Origin of the sequence: Microbacterium sp. cf332 (assembly GCF_900102175.1) — a bacterium.
GTDB lineage: Bacteria > Actinomycetota > Actinomycetes > Actinomycetales > Microbacteriaceae > Microbacterium.
The window spans coordinates 1,277,197-1,293,079 of sequence record NZ_FNKN01000001.1; the positions used below are offsets into that span (position 1 = coordinate 1,277,197).

Sequence of the window (15,883 nt, forward strand, 5' to 3'; positions counted from 1 at the left end):
GCACTTACGCGCGCGGCGACAGATCCGGCCGGGTGAGGACCCCGAACTCGTGGCGGAGGGCGCTGAGGGCCGCCCACCAGCCGCCGAGCCCGTGAACGCCCGGCCCGGGGCTCGTCGACGACGAGCACAGGTACACGCCGTCCATCGGTGTCCGCCACGGATCGAGCGCGAGCACGGGCCGCGCGATGAGCTGATCGAGCGAGGGGACCCCGGCCGAGATATCGCCACGAGGGTAGTTCAGGTTGCGCGCGGCGACCTGCTGCGCGGTCTCCGACGCCGTCGCGAGGATCGTGTCCCGGAAGCCCGGGGCGAAGCGCTCGATCTGACGGACGATCGCCTCGGTGCGGTCCACGTCGCTGCCGGCGGGCACGTGCGTGTAGGCCCAGAGCGTGTGATTCTCGCCGGGCGCCCGCCCGGCGTCGAACAGCGACGGCTGCGCGACGAGGACGTAGGGCGCGTCGGGCAGCCGGCCGCTGCGCACCGCGTTCTCCGACGCGGCGATCTCGGCGCGCGTTCCGCCCACGTGCACCGTGCCGCTGCGAGCGATCTCCGCGTCGCGCCAGGGGACGGGGGACGACAGCGCGAAGTCGACCTTGGCGACGGCATCGCCGTAGCGGAAGCGCTCGAGACGACGGCGGTAGCGCTGCGGCATCCGGTCGCCGGACATCCCGATGAGAGACCGCGGCGTGACGTCGAGCAGGACGGCACGGGCGGAGGGCAGCTCGTCGAGCGAGCGGATGCGGCGACCGGTGAACAGGTGACCGCCGTGCGCGCGGATGTCGTCGACCATGGCGGCGACGATGGCGCCGCTGCCGCCGACCGGGATGGGCCACCCGCGAGCGTGCCCGTAGGTGGCCAGCGCGAGCCCGCCGCCGGCGGCGGCGAGGCTGGGCAGCCCGAGGATCGTGTGCGCGGCGACGCCCGAGATGAGCGCCGGGGCGGCCTGCTCGCGGAACCGGGCGCCCCACGCCGGCGTTCCCTGCTCGAGCGTGCGCAGCGCGAACCACATCGCCGCCACGGGGTCACCCGGGACCCGCAGCAGGGAGCCGCCCGTGAGATCGGCCACGCCCCGCACACGATCGACGAGCGGCGACATCAGGCGCGCATAGGCACGACCGTCAGTCCCGAGCCCCGCGGCGGTGCGGTCGAGATCGCGGTACGCCAGGACGGCGCGATCGTCGAGAGGGTGCGCATACGAGGCCTCCGGTACGACGAAGTCGACGCGGCGGCGCAGACCGAACTCGCGGAAGAACGCCGATTCGAAGGCGAGCGGATGCACCGCCGAGCAGAGGTCGTGGAGATAGCCGGGCAGCGTGATCTCCCCCGTGGCCGCCCCGCCGCCGAAGTGATCCTCGGCCTCGAAGACCGCGACCGTCAGCCCGGCGCGCGCCAGTGTCACGGCGGCCGCCAGACCGTTCGGCCCCGAGCCGACGACGACGGCGTCGTAATCGGTCGTCACCGGCCCGCGCCACCCTCCGCCAGGTGCGCCAGGCGCCGGAGCGTCTCGGCGTTCCGCACCCGCAGCGGCAGATCCAGCAGCTGTTGCGGGATCAGCGATCCCGGTCCCTCCGCCGCCACCTCCTGCAGCCGCACGACGCATCCCGCGCCCCGCGGCTTGACATCGAGCGTGACACGGGCCTCCCCCACCGGCCAGCCGCGCGCCTGCAGCACCATCCGATGCGGCGGGTCGAACTCGAGTACCGACGTGCTGTCGTCGATCAGCAGCGGCCACACCCCGAAGGAGTGGTGCAGACGTGATCCTTCGCGTGGCCAGTCGGACGCGACGTCGCGCATGCGCGAGGCGCCGACCACCCAGCTGGGGAAGAGCCAGCCGTCATTGAGCACCGCGAACACGTCTTCGGGGGCGCAGCGCATGACCCGTACATTACGCGCCATGATCGCCGCTCCGACGCACGATCGGGGCGGCGCGGCCGGGTGTCGACGGCGTCACGACGCTCCCGGATCGTCGCCGTCCGCCTCGGGCGTGCCGGGGCCGGGGCCCGGACGGACCGCGGCGGTGTCGGCGATGTCGATGCGCGTGACGCCGTCGTGCTGCGTGGTCTCGATACGGGGCGCCGCGTCGGCCTCGGTCGAGCCGCCGGCGCGCAGCAGCTCCTCGCGCCGGGCGTCTTCGTCGGACAGGGGTTCGCGTGAGTCGGACATGCGGCGACCGTAAGCACAAGCGCGCGGGACCCACGAGGGGATGGCGACAGCCGTACGGGCATGGTACTCAGGGCGGAGCACCGCCGCCACGAAAGGAACAGATCATGGCACGAGACGACGCGAAGCCCAGCCAGGCCGAGGGCGCGGATCCCGAACACCCCGACACCGGCGAAGCACCGGAAGGGGCGACCGGTCACCCCTCGCAGGCCGAGGGCGAAGACAGCTGACGAGACGACGGACGGGGCCGGCTCCCACCCACGGGTGAGGAGCCGGCCCCGTCTCCTGTCGGCGGACCGCGCCGGAGTCAGACGGCGCCAGCGGCCACGTCGTCGAGAGCGGCGGCGATGCGATCGATGACCTCGGCCGCGATGGCCGCGCGCTCTGGATCGAGTTCATCGATCACCGAGACGACGGCGCGGTGATGGGCGGCGAACGCCTCGTCCACGCGCGCGACGGCGGACTCCGTCGGCACGAGGTAGTGGGCGCGGCGGTCGCTCGGATGCTGGATGCGCTCGACCAGCCCCTTCGAGGCCAGACGCTCGACGACGTTGGTCACCGTCGCGCTCGACGTGGCGAGCATGACGATGAGGTCCTTGGGCCCGAGATCGCGACCCTCGCGGTGTCCCTGCACGAGGTAGCGCAGAGCGGTCAGGTCGATCGCGGAGAGCTCGGACGCGCGCACGGCGAGCCCGGCCTGCACCTGCTCCGCGCGACGCAGTCGCAGCACGGCATCACTCAGCTGCTGACCCACCTCGGCGCGCGGTTGCTCCGCGTAGAGATGAAGTCCTTCATGACGGACGACGTTCTGAGGCATCGGCTTGCCACCTCCCTGCCAACAGCATCCTAGAACACTAGACCAGCTTGACAGATGCTGTCTTTCACAGATGCCGAGATACTTAGGCATAGGAATTGACAGAAAGTGTCTTGTCTGGCTAGATACTTACCGAGGGAACGAACAGTTCGCTCACCATCCGATGATCTCAGGAGGACAGCATGGGACAGCTCCACTACGGAAACTCCGACACCCGAATCGAGATCCCGGACCGCCTGCTCGCGCACTTGAAGGTGGTCATCGCGACCAAGCTGCGTCGCAACGAGAGCTTCATGATGTCGTGGACGACGGCCGAGGGCCGATCGTCGATCTGGCTGCAGCCGTCGATCCCGCTGCGCTTCGTCTTCGGGACCGCCGACATGGAGGTCCTCAACCCTGTCACGGTCCGCGACATGGCCAACGCCGCCACGTCGTCGGCCGGCCTCGTGGTCGCCCTCGATCAGGAGATCCCCGACGCTCCGCAGCGCGAGTTGCGTCCCGTCACCGCGGGGGTACCGCGCCTGAAGGTGCCCGCCTGACCCGCATCCCGCGCAACGCCGCCGTCGGCCGTTCCCCCCGGAACGTCCGACGGCGCTGTCGTTCGCGGGCCTGAGCCCGAGGTCAACCCGGAACCGCTCGGGCGATGTGCAGCGCGAGATAGGCGACCTCTTCGTCGGAGATCTCGATGTCGTGCTGTGCCCGCACCAGTGCGCGGACGCGCTCGGCGGTCGCTGTGGCGCGCGGATGCCGCCCGCTCATGCTCTCGAAGAGGAATCCGTCGTCGCTGTCGAGCATGCGCCCCGAGAACACCCGTTCGGCGAAGAACTGCAGATGCACGAGGAAGCGCGAGGAGTGCAGGTCGTCCCCGAAGACGATCCCCGTCGTGTTCGAGACGATCGTGGTGGTCGCCGAGATGAGCCGGACGACGTGCATCGTGTCGGCTCCCGCGCGTCCGTTGGCGGCGTTCGCGAGGTGGAACGCGATGTTCGCGGCCTCCTCGTCGGGAACCTCCACCCGCATCCTCGCTCGCAGCAGATCGACGCCGCGCCGCCCGACCGCGTACTCGTCGGGGTACACGGTGCGCAGCTCCCACGCCAGCCGGTTCACGACCACGAGACCGCGACGGTGCCGCTCGACAGCGAAATGCAGATGGTCGGTGAGCGTGAGGTAGACGTGCGGATCGAGATCGAGGCCCGAGGCCACCGCGTCACGCACGATCTCCCGGGTGAGCTCGACGAACTCACCCGGGATCTGCGCGAGCAGCTCGACGAGGTTGCGCTGGTCGGCGTCGTCGAGCGCGACGAACACCCGGTCCGTGGCCCCCTCGTCGACGACGTCGCCCGGTTTGGCGCCGAAGCCGATGCCCTTGCCCAGCAGCACCCGCTCGACGCCGCGCCCGTCGTCGACCAGGACGACGCTCGAGTTGAGCACCTTCTTGATGATCTGCATGCCCGTCCTCATCGACCCGGCCTCACGCTCGTGGAGCAGTGGAGTCACCCGAGATCTGCGCCGTTCGTGGCGATCACCCGCTGGTACCACCAGAACGAATCCTTGCGTCGACGCTCACCGCTCCCCCGCCCGAGGTCGTCGAGATCGACGTGAATGAAACCGTATCGCTTCGAGATCTGCGACGACGACGCGCTGATGATGTCGATCGGCGCCCAGCTCGTGTATCCCATCAGCTCCACGCCCTCGTCGACCGCGCGGATCATCTCGCGGAAGTGGGCGCGGAAGTAGTCCATGCGGTAGGGGTCGTGGATGCGGCCCTCAGCGGTCAGCTCGTCGCGCATGCCGAGCCCGTTCTCGACGATGAACAGCGGCTTGCCGTAGCGGTCGTACAGGTCGATCAGGGAGATGCGCAGCCCCACCGGGTCGATCTGCCAGCCCCATTCGCTGGACTCGAGATGGGGGTTCTTGACGCCGAGCACCGTGTTGCCGGGCGTGCGCTCGGCGTCCGGGTCGACCGACTCGGCCAGCGTCATGTAGTACGACAGCGAGATGAAGTCGACCGGGTGCTCGCGCAACAGCTCGACGTCTCCCGGGGCGAACGGGATCTCGACGCCCTGCCGGGCGAGGGCGTTCAGCGCGAGGCGGGGGTACGCGCCGCCGGCCTGCACATCGGTGCAGAGGTAGAGCAGCCGATCCTTCGCCTGCGTCGCGGCGATGTCGTCGGGATGGCACGTCAGCGGATACGTCTTCAGCATCGTCAGCATGCAGCCCATCTGCGACTCGGGCCACATCTCGTGCAGCATCCGCGTCACCGAGGCGGAGGCCACGAACTGGTGGTGGAGGGCCGTGTAGCAGGCCTGCAGGACGTCGCCCTCGACCGTCTCCTCGATGATGCCCCCCGAGGTGAGCGGGTGCCGCACGATGCCGTCGATCTCGTTGAACGACAGCCACATCCTCACGAGGTGCCCGAAGCGCTCGAAGCACGTGCGGGCGAAGCGCTCGAAGAGGGCGATCGTGCCGCGATCGACCCAGCAGTTGTTCTTCAGTGCGAGAGCGAGCGGCGGGTCGTAGTGCGAGAGCGTGACGAGCGGCTCGATGCCCAGGCGCCGCATCTCGGTGAACAGCCCGTCGTAGAAGGCGATGCCCTCCTCGTTCGGCTCGGTCTCCTCACCCGTCGGATACAGACGCGTCCACGCGATCGACACGCGCAGCACCGTGAAGCCCATCTCGGCGAACAGCGCGAGGTCCTCCGGGTACCGGTGGTAGAAGTCGATGCCGCGGCGCTTGGGGTAGTAGGTCTCGTCGTCGTCGGCCATCGCCGCGGTGATGCTCTCGACCGTGTGGGCGTGATGGATCGCATACTCGCGAGGATCGACGTTCGGACGGTATCTGGCGATGTCCGAGACCGCGGGCCCACGCCCCCCGGCGCGCCATGCGCCCTCGGCTTGGTTGGCGGCGAGCGCGCCGCCCCAGAGGAACGAATCAGACAGTGCCACGAGCGGCCTCCTTGGTGCTTACGGTGAAGATGCCGGTGCCCGCCTCGACGGGACCGGTGAGGGCTTCGACGACGTCGAACGCGTCGCCGTTGAGGACGACGACCGGCGTGATCGTGTCGAAGCCCGCGCGGTGGATCGCCTCGAGATCAGCCTCGAGGATGAGCTGCCCGCGTTCGACGCGGTCGCCCTGGGCGACGTGCGCGACGAAGGGGCCGCCGTCGAGCTTGACGGTGTCGAGTCCGACGTGGACGAGGATCTCGACGCCGTCGTCGCCCGTGATGCCGAAGGCGTGCTTCGACGGCAGCAGGCTCGAGACGACTCCGGCGAGCGGGGCGTAGACGGAGCCGGCGCTCGGGCGGATCGCGACGCCGTCACCGAGGATGCCGCCGGCGAACACCGGATCGTCGACGCGATCCAGCGGCACCACCTCGCCCGCGACGGGTGCGACGAGCCGGCCGTCGGCAGCCGGCGCGACCTCGATCTCGCCCGAGCCCGCTGCCTGCGCCTCCAGCGCGCGGATCGTGCCCGAGTCGGAGTCCTTCCAGATCACGAGGGACACGACGAAGGCGGTCGCGAAGGCGACGAGCGCGCCGATGACGGCGTGGATCAGGTTCCACGGGTTCAGGACGTCGATGAACATCGAGATGCTGGCGGCACCGGGGCTGACGAGAGCGAAAGCGCCGACCGCGGCGATGCCGAGGTAGGCACCGCCGGTGAGCGAGCCGGCGAGCACCGCGAACAGCGCGCGCCGGTTCTGCAGGGTCACGCCGTAGAGCGCGGGCTCGGTGATGCCGAAGAAGGCCGAGATGCCCGACGAGATCGCCGTGCCGCGCAGCGTCTTGTTGCGGGTGCGGACGGCGACGGCCAGGCTCGAGCCCGACTCGGCGATGTTGTGGGCGAGCGACGCGACGAGGTAGAAGGGATCGCGTCCCTGCTGGGCGACGGTGGCGATGGTGGGCGGGATGAACGCCTTGTGCATGCCGACCGAAATGATGAAGGGCAGCACGACGGCGAGGAGCGCGATGGCGACCCAGCCGAGGGTGCCGTAGAGCCACAGCATCCCCCCGGTCAGGAGCGAGCCGAGTCCGTAGCCGAGCGGTCCGAGGCCGAAGATCATGATCGGCGATACGACGATGAAGCACAGCAGCGGCACGAAGAAGGTGCGGATGGGCCCCGGCGTGATGCGGGTCGCGAGCTTCTCGACCGGCCACAACAGCAGCACCGCGAGGATGGGCGGGAACACCTGCGCGTTGTAGGCGATCGCCGGGATCGGCAGACCGAAGAGCGCGACGCCGCCCTCCTGGGCCAGCAGCCCCGAGAACGTCGGGAACACCAGCAGACCGACGATGCCGAGGGCGAGGGGGATGTTGACGCCGAGCTTCTTGGCGGCCGTGTAGGTGACCAGCAGGGGCAGGAAGAAGAAAACGGCGTCGGGGATGGCCGAGAGCACCTGGTAGCTGGGATCGGTGGTCTGCATCCACCCCAGGGCCGAGGCGAGGATGAGGAACGACTTGAAGATGCCGGCGCCGGCGATGGCCGGGATGATCGGGGTGAACACCCCGACGACGAAGTCCATGATCGCCGCGCCGGCGCGCTTCCACGTCAGCTTCTGCGGGGTCTGCGCCGCGGCTCGTGATGCCGCGCGGCCGCCGCGGAGCTTCTCGATCTCGGTGAAGTAGTCCCCCACCTTCGACCCGACGATGATCTGGGTCTGCGGTCCGCGGACCACGCCGATCACACCGGGCACCGCCTTCAGCGCGGCCTCGTCGGCACGGGCGTCGTCGACGAGGTTGAACCTCAGCCGCGTCGAGCAGTGCTGCAGTGCGGCGATGTTCTCGGGCCCGCCGACGTGCTCGAGGATCGCGCCCGCGGCATCCTTCGTGGTGGTCATGTTCGTTTTCCTCCTGTGGAATCCCGGACCGTGCCGCCGGAGCGGCTCCGCTCCGGACCCGGCCGGAGGCAATAAAAAAAGGACCCGACCGCCGTGCGATGCACGAACGTTCGGATCCTGCCTGCATGACCAGTCACATGTCCGCGACGATCGTCGCACGTTCCGCGTCCGTCCGCAAACGCCCCGCACCCGGGCACCGCACGGATGGGACGATGGAGGCATGACGCAGACGCATCTCATCACCGGGGCGGGGTCCGGCATCGGACTCGCGGTCGCCCGGCGCCTCGCAGCTCGCGGCGACCGGCTCGTGCTCGTGGCGCGGAACCCCGAGCGCGCCGACGAGCTCGCCGCGCTCGTCCCCGGCGCTGTCGCCCTCGCCGCCGACCTGCGCCATCCCGGCTCGCTCGCCGAGGCGCTCGCGGGCGACGTTCTGCCCGACCGCATCGACACGGTCGTCCACGGGGCCGGGATCGTCGAGCTCGGGCCGGTCGCCGATCTGCCGGTGACCGCGTGGACCGAACAGCTCACCGTCAACCTGGTGTCGGCGGCGGAGCTGACGCGTCTCGCGCTGCCGGCCGTCCGCACCGCTCGCGGGCAGATCCTGTTCGTCAACTCGGGCGCCGGCCTCACCGCGCACCCGGGATGGAGCGCGTACGCCGCGTCGAAGCACGGGCTGAAGGCTCTCGCCGACGCGCTGCGCGGCGAGGAGGGCGTTCACGGCGTCCGCGTCACGAGCGTGTACCCCGGCCGCACCGCCACGCCGATGCAGGAAGAGGTGCACCGCCAGGAGGGACGCGACTACGACGCCGCGGCCTTCATCGACCCGGAGTCGGTCGCGACGACCGTGCTGGCGGCCCTCGACCTGCCGCGTGACGCCCTCGTCCCCGACGTGTCGGTCCGGCCGGGACCGCGGTGACGGTGCGCATGGCCGGACCCGACCTGCCACACGGGCGACACCTCGCCCTGACGTGGGGCATCGCCGCGCCCTACGGGGGGATGACGACCGCACTGCTCGATCGCAGCCGTCTGTTCGCCGCCGCCGGCACCTCCGTGGACGTGCTCACCCTCGACGACCGCGCCTGGCCGCTCGACCCCGTGGCCGTGCCGGGCGCCGCCGGCGTGCGGATCCGGAACCTGTACGACTGGGCTCGCTTCGGAACCGTCGCTCCGGCGGGCACGCCGCCCGACGCACCGGCACCGCTCGACCCCGCGGACGACGACGTGCTGGTGGACGCCGCCGACGGCGTGGAACTGCGGCGGCTGCGTCTCGCCGACGACGGCAAGCCACGCGACATCGACCACCTGCGAGCCGACGGGACGATCGCGCTGTCGGAACGTCGCGTCGGCAAGCGCGGCCGGACCCTGCTGGCACGCGACACGACCGGGCGCCCGGTACGGTCGTGGCGCCGCCGCTACGATCTCTACGCCGATTGGCTCGACGACCTCATCGGCGGCGACGAGGCGTTCCTCATCGTCGACAGCAAGACCGTCGCGCCCTTCGCGGCGGGGTACCACCGCCGTCGGGTGACGACGGTGCACGTCGTCCACGGTTCGCACCGCGGACCGACCCCGGGCTCGGTCCGCGCCTCGCGGCAACCGGTGTTCTCGCGGCTGACCGACTTCGACGCCGTCGCCTTCGCCACCGAGGCGCAGGCGGTAGACGTCCGCGCGATCGTCGGCCCCGGACCGTTCCTGACCAACGTCGCCCACCCGGTACGGACGATCGATCCCGCGGCACTGCCCGCCGACACCGACCGCGGCGGGGCCGTGGTCATCGCACGGCTCGAGCCGATCAAACGGATCGAGGACGCGGTCGCGGCGATGCTCGAGGTGCATGGCACGGCGGCAGCCGACATCCCCCTGGACGTGTACGGCACGGGCTCGCGCGCCGGCGAGCTGGCAGCGCTCGCCTCGGACGACCCCCTGATCCGCTTCCACGGTCACACGGACGACCCCGCGGGCGCGCTGGGCGCGGCCGGTGTGCTGCTGCTGACCAGCAGATCCGAGGCCTTCGGCCTCGTGCTGCTCGAGGCGATGGCCGCAGGATGCCTGCCGATCGCCTACGACATCGCGTACGGTCCGGCCGAGCTCATCCGCCACGGTGTGAACGGATGGCTCGTGCCCGAGGGCGACGTCGCAGCGCTCGCCGACGCCGTCCGCGCCGCCGCCGCGCTCGAACCCGCGCGACGGGCGGGGATGCGCGAGCAGGCGAGGGCAACGGCGGCCGAGTACGACGACGTCCGCATCCGCCGGCGCTGGGCGGCCGTGCTGCGCGCCGCGCGCCGTCGACGGCGGGTGCGCGGCGGGGCGCGGCGTGTACTCGCCGCCGCGCGCAGGATCGCGGCGGCCGCGAAGCGACGGGTGCCGCGCCCGCGCCGATAACCCTCGCTGCCCCGGCTCGTCAAGGGGCAGCCCGAACGCCCGCCGTCGGGTGCACCCTGTCGGGGCACGAGGGAGGCGGGTGCCGATGGGAAGACTCCGATACGGATCGAATCACTCCGCCGTCGCCATGCCCGATGACCTGCTGGCCCACCTCCAGCTCGTCATCGCCACGAAGCTCGGCGAGGGCGAGGGCTTCACGGTGAGCTGGTCGCACGGCGACGGACGCGGGCGGACGATCATCTGGCTCGAGCGGTCCATTCCGCTGCGGTTCGACTTCACCTCACCGCGTCCCGTGCCCACCGACCCGCGACGCATCCGCACCATGCTGACCGAGGCCAATTCGGTCGGCGGGCTCGCGCTCGGCACCCTCCCGATCGACATCTCATGACCGGCGAGACCGCTCAGACCGCGCAGCGTTGGCTCGTCGCGACCCCCGAGTACGCCGGAATCACCGGGTACACCGGCGGCATCGGCCGCCACTACGCCGCCCTCCTGCCCGCACTCGTCCGTCAGGGGGTCGCGGTGGATCTCGCTCTCGAGCCGGACGCCGGGTCGGACATCGGCGTCGATCGACCGTCCGCCGACCCCGGCCACGGTGTGCGGCTGGTCGACGACGGCGGGGCGGCGCGGCACCGTCGGGGCGACCACGGCGCGCGGCGGGTACGACGCGCGTACCTCGCCGGCGGCGGGTACGACGTCGTCTTCGCGCCCGAGTGGGCGGGACTCGCCGCGAGTCTGCCCCGATCCGCCCCGCTGCTGACGAACCTCGCGACCGGCGTCCGGCTCGCCGACGAGGTGTCGGGCCTCTCCCCCGAGAGGATGCCCCTCGCGACGCGTCTCCCGCGTGCGCGCCAGGCTGCCGCGGAACGGCGGCAGCTGTACCGGTCGACCGGACTGATCGCGATCTCGTCGGCGATGCTCGCGCGGACCAGCGCCCTGTATCCCGGGCTGCCGCCGGCGCGCGTCGTCCGCAACTGCATCGACGTCGAGGCCGTCGCGACCGCGGCGGTGCGCGCCGACACGCCGGCAGCGTGGCCGGAGCCCGATGGCCCGATCGTGCTGTTCGTCGGCCGCAGCGAGCGACGTAAGGGCGTGGAGGACGCCTTCGCCGCGTTCGCGACGGTGCACCGCGACCTTCCCCGCGCCCGACTCGTGCTGGTCGGCGCCGGTGCCGACGCGCGCTACGAGCCGACGCGCGCGGCTCTGCTCGAGAAGCTGCCCCCGTCGGCCCGCGACCGGGTCGTGTGGCTCGGGCACGTCGGGGGCGACGAGCTGTACGGCGCGATCGCGCGGGCGGATGTCGCGCTGTGCCCGTCGCGCTGGGAGGGCTTCGGCAACGCGGCTCTCGAGGTCAAGGCCGCCGGCACTCCGCTGATCGTGACCTCGGGCAGCGGCTACGACGACTTCTGCACCGACGGCCGGGACTGTCAGAGCGTGCCGCCCGCCGACCCCGATCGCCTCGCCGCCGCGATCACCGTGGCGCTGCGGCATCCGTCCTGGGCGCGGACGCTGGCCGAGCACGCGCGGGCCCAGGTCGCGGAGTTCGCCCCCGACCCGGTGGCGGCCGATCTGTTGGCCGCGGCGAGCGGACTCCTGCCGTCGCGTCGGGTGCCCGCCCGCGTCTGATCAGACGGGAACGCGGCGCCAGCCGCCGCCCTCGGCGGATGCGTCGCGTTCGATCGCCCCGCCGGCCGCGAACGCCTCGAGCCAACCGGTCATCGGCCACTCGCCCCACTTGCGCGCGAACAGGGCGCCGTTGCGCAGGATGTCGTCGAGGTGCTGCCACGGCGGCGACGACGTCTCGTGGTACTGGTGGTACGCGTCGGCGCCGCCTACCCACATCATCGGCACGCCCCCGGCGCGGAGCGAGAACGCGAAGTCGGTGTCCTCTCCCCCGTATCCCTCGTACGCCTCGTCGAAGCCGCCGATCTGCCGCCACACATCGGATGCGGTCGCGAACGACAGCGACCAGAACAGCGGATAGTCCGCCGGCGCGGCTGGCTGCACGACGCCCGGCTCCGGGGCCGGGCGGGCGGCGTGGGGCGCGGTCGCCGCGCGCAGGGACGCCGGATCGAGTCCGGCTCCCGCGGCGAGGTAGGTGACGGGACCGCACAGCACGGCCATCGGATGAGACGCCGCCGCGCTGCGGTAGCGCTCGATGAGCTCGGGGCCGGGGACGCAGTCGGCGTCGAGGAAGACGAGCAGACGCGCGCCCAGCGCCTCGGCGGCTCGGGCACCGGCGTTGCGCGCGGCCGCGAGCCGGAGCCCGTCGGCACCCGGAGGAACGTGGACGACGCACTCGGCGTCGAGGTCGGGCGCCTCGTCGTCGCCGATCCACACCACCACGCGCGGCACTCCCGCGGTCGCGCGCAGCTGGTTGCGCAGGTGGGCCAGCCGCGGCGCGGAGCAGAGCGTGACGACGGCGACCTCGTTCATGATCGGCCCCCCGCGCCGGTCTCCGCGAGGATAACCTCGGCCGCGCGCTCCGCGGCTCCGTCGATCCGCCATACGCCCCAGTCGTCACCGAGGGCGGCTGCCGCGTCGAGGAGCCCGGGCCACCGCTCCGCGGCGGGCCAGGTGTCCACCGTGACGGCCAGCCCCGCATGCCCCAGGGCTCGGGCCGTGGCGCGCTGCTCCGCGAACGGCCGATCCTGGGGGATCACGATCGCGGGCGCCGCGGCGGCGGCGAGATCGGCGACGGCGTTCTGACCGCACCACGACACGACGACGGATGCCGTCGTCAGCGCGTCCCAGGGGTCGGCACTCCACTGCGCCCCGCCGGCGCCGAGCGTGCGCCAGGGCCGTGCGGTCGCGCGCTCGGCGTCGGCGATGTCCGCCTCGGACACGTCGCTCCCGCCCCCGCCCCCGAGCAGGACGACCGTGCCGTCGGAACCGCGCGAGGCGGGCCGTGGGCGTCCCGCGAACCGTGAGATGCCGCCGACGAAGACGACGCGGTCGCCCAGAGCCGTCAGGTGCGCGGGCGCGTAGACACCGTCGGGCCACGGCGCGACGACCCGGTTGGCGGCGGCGAACGCGAGGCGATGCGGCTCGTCGACGCGGTCACCGGGCTGGGTGATGATGACGACCGGCACGCCGAGCAGGCGCAGGAACAGGGTGACCTCGGCCGAGACGTCGACCACCACGGCCCCGATGCGGCCCGTCGCGACCGCCGCCGCCATCGCGGCGAGCCGCGCACGATGGCCCTCGTGCCGCAGCGGAGCCCAGTGCAGGAGGCCGCCGGCCGTGGGGTCGTCGGCGGGAAGGGTCGGCTGCGGGTCGTCATCGCGCGGCAGCGCCACCCACGAGACGTTCGCCGGCAGCCCGGTCGGCTCGGCGAGCGAGCTGAAGCAGACGACGTCGAGGGGCAGGTGCGCGGCGATCGCGAGCATCCGGGTGAGGTGCCCGCGCCCGTGATGGTGGACGTACCAGCCGAGGCGATCCGTCATGCCGGGAGCTCGGCGGGCGCGGCCTCCGCGCTCAGCGCGCCGAAGACCTCTTCGAGCGCCGTCGTCCGGGCGTCCAGCGAGAAGCACTCGACGGCACGGGCCCGGACAGCGGCGCGGAACAGCGGGTCGCCGGCCCGGTCCCAGACCTCCTCCACGGCCTCCGCCATCGCCGCGACGTCGCCGGCGCCGACCAGCCTCATCCCCACGCTCGCCGCCGCGATCTCGGGGACCCCGCCGACGGCGAAGCCGACGACCGGGGTGCCGCACATGAGAGCCTCCGGCCCGACCAGTCCGAACGGCTCGGCCCAGGCCGGAGTGGCGAGCGCGACGGCCGACCGTCCCACGAGCTCGGCGAGACCCGACGGGTCGAGCTCGCCGACGAAGGTGATGTCATCACCCAGCAGCGGCCCGAAGACCTCCTCGGCGTACGCGCGGTCGCCGACCCGACCGGCGATCGTGAGACGCCGTCCCAGGGCGCGCGCGACGGCGATCGCGAGGTGCGGCGCCTTCTCCGGCACGATGCGGCCGAACCAGACGAGCTCGTCGCCGCCGGGGCCCGCCGCCCACACCCGGGGATCGACGCCGTTCGACAGGAGCGCAGACGCGACGCCGGCGTGCTGCCATTCGCGCCGGGTGTGCTCGCTCACCGAGAGGAAGATGCTGCCGCGACCCGCTGCCGCATGGTGGGCGCGCACGAAATCGTCGTCGACGGGGGTGTGCAGGGTCGTCACCATCGGCACATCGAGCTGCGGGGCCATCTGCAGGGGCAGCGCGTGCAAGCAGTGGTTGGAGATGACGTCGAAGTCGCCGGCCCGCGCGCCGATCGTCTCGAGTGCCCGGCGCAGCATGGGCACGCTCAGCGTCTCGTACGCGGGCGGATAGGTCTTGTCCGTGCGTGCCGCACCGGCGTCCCACGCCAGCTCGGGCATCTCCCACACGCTGCCGCTCTCGACGTGCTCCGAGCCCGTGACCGCGACGACGGTCACCTCATGGCCGCGCGCCCGCAGCGCCTCGACCTCCGACCACACCGCAGCCTCGAGACCGCCCGCGTGCGGCCGGCGGATGGGGAACCGCAGCGGGGCGATCACGGCGATGCGCAGCACGGAGCCGCTCACGAGGCGCGCTCGCTGCGGAGTCGGCGGTACAGCGCGGCGTGCGCGGTGGCCGTCGCCGCGTCCTGTTCGCGCCGGTGCGCCCGACGCGCCTCGATGATCTCGGCGCGGGCGATCGACCCGGGCCGGGCGGCCTCGTGACGCGACAGCAGCGCGTGCAGCGCCTCGGTCAGCGTGTCGACGTCGCCGGGATGGAAGCTGGCCGTCGACGCGTCGTCGTGCTGATCGGAGAAGTGGCCGACATCCGGCGCTGCGACGGGCACCCCGAGATCCCAGCACAGTTCGAGCCAGCCCGAGTGGCTGCCGTAGCGGTACGGCAGGACGCACACGTCGAGCCCGCCCAACGCCGCGTTCAGCGCCGCGTCGGGGAGACGGCCCTGCTCGACGAGCACCGCGTACGGGTGACCCGCCACGGCGGCGCGGACCTCGTCGCGGGCGATCTCGTCGCGCACCGACCGGTGCATGCGGATCTCCGCTACGGCGTGCCGCCCCTGCTCCCGCAGCCGCTCGACGGCGGCGACGAGGGTGCGGGCGCTCTCCGGACCGTCGGTCCCGGGACGGAGGTCCTTCAGATGCATCCCGACGCGGAGGTCCTCGCTCAGCGCGACGACCGTCGGCGACGCGCCCTCGCGCAGGATGGCGGGGTGCGGCAGCACGACCGCCTCGCGTCCCCACCGTTCGCGCACCTCGGCGGCGGCGCCCGTCGTGAGGGTGATCAGGGCGTCCGCGCAAGGGACGAGTTCGTCGAGCTGCGCGGCGTAGGGGCGCTGGTCGACGAGCTGGGGATGCGTGAGGTCGTGCACGGTGAAGACGACGACCCAGCCCGCCGCGTGCGCCGCCTCGACGCACGCGGTGAGGTGCCCGGCCGCGAACGACTCGGTGCCGAAGTGAACGTGCAGGACGTCGGCCCGGTCGCCGTTCGCGCGGATCCAGTCGGGATCGAGGGCCACGGGCGGCCACCAGACGCCCTCGGCCGCGCCCGGCACCGGCGGGTCGGGGAGCAGCGCGATGCCCGCGGCATCCGTGACGCGCTGGACGTAGGGATGGCCGGCCGGAACCGCGACGACACGCACGTCGGGCGCGCCGGACATCTCGTCCCGGGGCGCGCTGGCGGTCAGGATGGTCACGGCTCT

At 72.3% G+C, this 15,883-nt stretch carries 17 protein-coding genes; 6 read left to right on the forward strand and 11 right to left on the reverse strand.

The features are described from left to right. Window positions 1-4: 4 nt before the first annotated feature. The 3 genes from BLT21_RS06125 to BLT21_RS06135 are packed head-to-tail and all read right to left on the reverse strand — an operon-like array spanning window position 5 to window position 2,163. Window positions 5-1,459, reverse strand: coding sequence for a phytoene desaturase family protein (locus BLT21_RS06125; protein ID WP_256335936.1), 1,455 nt, complete (start codon window positions 1,457-1,459; stop codon window positions 5-7). Continuing rightward, window positions 1,456-1,896: an SRPBCC family protein gene (locus BLT21_RS15805; RefSeq protein WP_091500455.1), complete on the reverse strand. Its 441-nt coding sequence runs from the start codon at window positions 1,894-1,896 to the stop codon at window positions 1,456-1,458. The genes BLT21_RS06125 and BLT21_RS15805 overlap by 4 nt, the downstream gene beginning before the upstream one ends. Window positions 1,897-1,947: 51 nt before the next feature. After that, complete coding sequence (locus BLT21_RS06135) at window positions 1,948-2,163, reverse strand: hypothetical protein (protein ID WP_091500456.1); 216 nt, start codon at window positions 2,161-2,163, stop codon at window positions 1,948-1,950. Window positions 2,164-2,267: 104 nt separating this feature from the next. Between BLT21_RS06135 and BLT21_RS15810 the strand changes: the two genes are divergently transcribed. Continuing rightward, entirely contained in the window at window positions 2,268-2,390 is a 123-nt protein-coding gene (locus tag BLT21_RS15810; RefSeq protein WP_256335937.1) for a hypothetical protein, read from the forward strand. A 77-nt stretch (window positions 2,391-2,467) separates the two neighbouring features. Here the strand turns inward: BLT21_RS15810 and BLT21_RS06140 are convergent, their stop codons facing one another. After that, complete coding sequence (locus tag BLT21_RS06140; RefSeq protein WP_091500457.1) at window positions 2,468-2,977, reverse strand: MarR family winged helix-turn-helix transcriptional regulator; 510 nt, start codon at window positions 2,975-2,977, stop codon at window positions 2,468-2,470. 179 nt (window positions 2,978-3,156) lie between these two features. On the opposite strand from BLT21_RS06140, the gene BLT21_RS06145 reads away from it, so the two are divergent. Further along, complete coding sequence (locus BLT21_RS06145) at window positions 3,157-3,513, forward strand: DUF7882 family protein (protein ID WP_091500458.1); 357 nt, start codon at window positions 3,157-3,159, stop codon at window positions 3,511-3,513. An 82-nt stretch (window positions 3,514-3,595) separates the two neighbouring features. Here BLT21_RS06145 and BLT21_RS06150 read toward each other — a convergent pair whose 3' ends face one another. Genes BLT21_RS06150 through BLT21_RS06160 form a run of 3 tightly spaced genes read right to left on the reverse strand, consistent with a single transcriptional unit; the run spans window position 3,596 to window position 7,810 of the window. Next, entirely contained in the window at window positions 3,596-4,423 is an 828-nt protein-coding gene (locus tag BLT21_RS06150) for a PRD domain-containing protein (protein WP_091500459.1), read from the reverse strand. Window positions 4,424-4,467: 44 nt separating this feature from the next. Further along, on the reverse strand, window positions 4,468-5,919 hold the full coding sequence (locus tag BLT21_RS06155; protein ID WP_091500460.1) for a family 1 glycosylhydrolase: 1,452 nt from the start codon (window positions 5,917-5,919) through the stop codon (window positions 4,468-4,470). Next, a complete protein-coding gene (locus tag BLT21_RS06160) occupies window positions 5,906-7,810 on the reverse strand; it encodes a beta-glucoside-specific PTS transporter subunit IIABC (RefSeq protein ID WP_091500461.1) in 1,905 nt (634 codons plus the stop codon). Before BLT21_RS06160 ends, BLT21_RS06155 begins: the two co-directional genes overlap by 14 nt. A 220-nt stretch (window positions 7,811-8,030) precedes the next feature. Here BLT21_RS06160 and BLT21_RS06165 point away from each other — a divergent pair, with 220 nt between their 5' ends. The 4 genes from BLT21_RS06165 to BLT21_RS06180 all read left to right on the forward strand — a co-directional run bounded on the left by BLT21_RS06165 (window position 8,031) and on the right by BLT21_RS06180 (window position 11,818). Beyond that, window positions 8,031-8,726, forward strand: a complete 696-nt coding sequence (locus BLT21_RS06165) for an SDR family oxidoreductase (RefSeq protein WP_091500462.1) — start codon at window positions 8,031-8,033, stop codon at window positions 8,724-8,726. Between the two features lie 8 nt (window positions 8,727-8,734). Further along, window positions 8,735-10,192: a glycosyltransferase gene (locus tag BLT21_RS06170; RefSeq protein ID WP_143024946.1), complete on the forward strand. Its 1,458-nt coding sequence runs from the start codon at window positions 8,735-8,737 to the stop codon at window positions 10,190-10,192. Between the two features lie 85 nt (window positions 10,193-10,277). Next, window positions 10,278-10,580, forward strand: a complete 303-nt coding sequence (locus BLT21_RS06175; protein ID WP_091500464.1) for a DUF7882 family protein — start codon at window positions 10,278-10,280, stop codon at window positions 10,578-10,580. Further along, complete coding sequence (locus tag BLT21_RS06180; RefSeq protein WP_091500465.1) at window positions 10,577-11,818, forward strand: glycosyltransferase family 4 protein; 1,242 nt, start codon at window positions 10,577-10,579, stop codon at window positions 11,816-11,818. The genes BLT21_RS06175 and BLT21_RS06180 overlap by 4 nt, the downstream gene beginning before the upstream one ends. Here BLT21_RS06180 and BLT21_RS06185 read toward each other — a convergent pair whose 3' ends face one another. The 4 genes from BLT21_RS06185 to BLT21_RS06200 are packed head-to-tail and all read right to left on the reverse strand — an operon-like array spanning window position 11,819 to window position 15,877. Then, the gene (locus BLT21_RS06185; protein WP_218125718.1) at window positions 11,819-12,628 is read right to left on the reverse strand and encodes a glycosyltransferase family 2 protein; all 810 of its coding nucleotides are present in this window, start codon (window positions 12,626-12,628) and stop codon (window positions 11,819-11,821) included. It abuts the gene before it with no gap. Continuing rightward, on the reverse strand, window positions 12,625-13,638 hold the full coding sequence (locus BLT21_RS06190; RefSeq protein ID WP_091500467.1) for a glycosyltransferase: 1,014 nt from the start codon (window positions 13,636-13,638) through the stop codon (window positions 12,625-12,627). Before BLT21_RS06190 ends, BLT21_RS06185 begins: the two co-directional genes overlap by 4 nt. Further along, window positions 13,635-14,753: a glycosyltransferase gene (locus BLT21_RS06195; protein ID WP_091500468.1), complete on the reverse strand. Its 1,119-nt coding sequence runs from the start codon at window positions 14,751-14,753 to the stop codon at window positions 13,635-13,637. Before BLT21_RS06195 ends, BLT21_RS06190 begins: the two co-directional genes overlap by 4 nt. Beyond that, window positions 14,750-15,877: a glycosyltransferase gene (locus BLT21_RS06200; protein ID WP_256335938.1), complete on the reverse strand. Its 1,128-nt coding sequence runs from the start codon at window positions 15,875-15,877 to the stop codon at window positions 14,750-14,752. The genes BLT21_RS06195 and BLT21_RS06200 overlap by 4 nt, the downstream gene beginning before the upstream one ends. Window positions 15,878-15,883 lie beyond the last annotated feature (6 nt).

What these genes read in the sequence shown, in the direction of transcription:
- BLT21_RS15805 (WP_091500455.1), bottom strand. Translation starts at nt 1,896, where the DNA reads ATGGCGCGTAATGTACGGGTCATGCGCTGCGCCCCCGAAGACGTGTTC.
- BLT21_RS06135 (WP_091500456.1), bottom strand. Translation starts at nt 2,163, where the DNA reads ATGTCCGACTCACGCGAACCCCTGTCCGACGAAGACGCCCGGCGCGAG.
- BLT21_RS15810 (WP_256335937.1), top strand. Translation starts at nt 2,268, where the DNA reads ATGGCACGAGACGACGCGAAGCCCAGCCAGGCCGAGGGCGCGGATCCC.
- BLT21_RS06140 (WP_091500457.1), bottom strand. Translation starts at nt 2,977, where the DNA reads ATGCCTCAGAACGTCGTCCGTCATGAAGGACTTCATCTCTACGCGGAG.
- BLT21_RS06145 (WP_091500458.1), top strand. Translation starts at nt 3,157, where the DNA reads ATGGGACAGCTCCACTACGGAAACTCCGACACCCGAATCGAGATCCCG.
- BLT21_RS06150 (WP_091500459.1), bottom strand. Translation starts at nt 4,423, where the DNA reads ATGCAGATCATCAAGAAGGTGCTCAACTCGAGCGTCGTCCTGGTCGAC.
- BLT21_RS06160 (WP_091500461.1), bottom strand. Translation starts at nt 7,810, where the DNA reads ATGACCACCACGAAGGATGCCGCGGGCGCGATCCTCGAGCACGTCGGC.
- BLT21_RS06165 (WP_091500462.1), top strand. Translation starts at nt 8,031, where the DNA reads ATGACGCAGACGCATCTCATCACCGGGGCGGGGTCCGGCATCGGACTC.
- BLT21_RS06170 (WP_143024946.1), top strand. Translation starts at nt 8,735, where the DNA reads ATGGCCGGACCCGACCTGCCACACGGGCGACACCTCGCCCTGACGTGG.
- BLT21_RS06175 (WP_091500464.1), top strand. Translation starts at nt 10,278, where the DNA reads ATGGGAAGACTCCGATACGGATCGAATCACTCCGCCGTCGCCATGCCC.
- BLT21_RS06180 (WP_091500465.1), top strand. Translation starts at nt 10,577, where the DNA reads ATGACCGGCGAGACCGCTCAGACCGCGCAGCGTTGGCTCGTCGCGACC.
- BLT21_RS06185 (WP_218125718.1), bottom strand. Translation starts at nt 12,628, where the DNA reads ATGAACGAGGTCGCCGTCGTCACGCTCTGCTCCGCGCCGCGGCTGGCC.
- BLT21_RS06190 (WP_091500467.1), bottom strand. Translation starts at nt 13,638, where the DNA reads ATGACGGATCGCCTCGGCTGGTACGTCCACCATCACGGGCGCGGGCAC.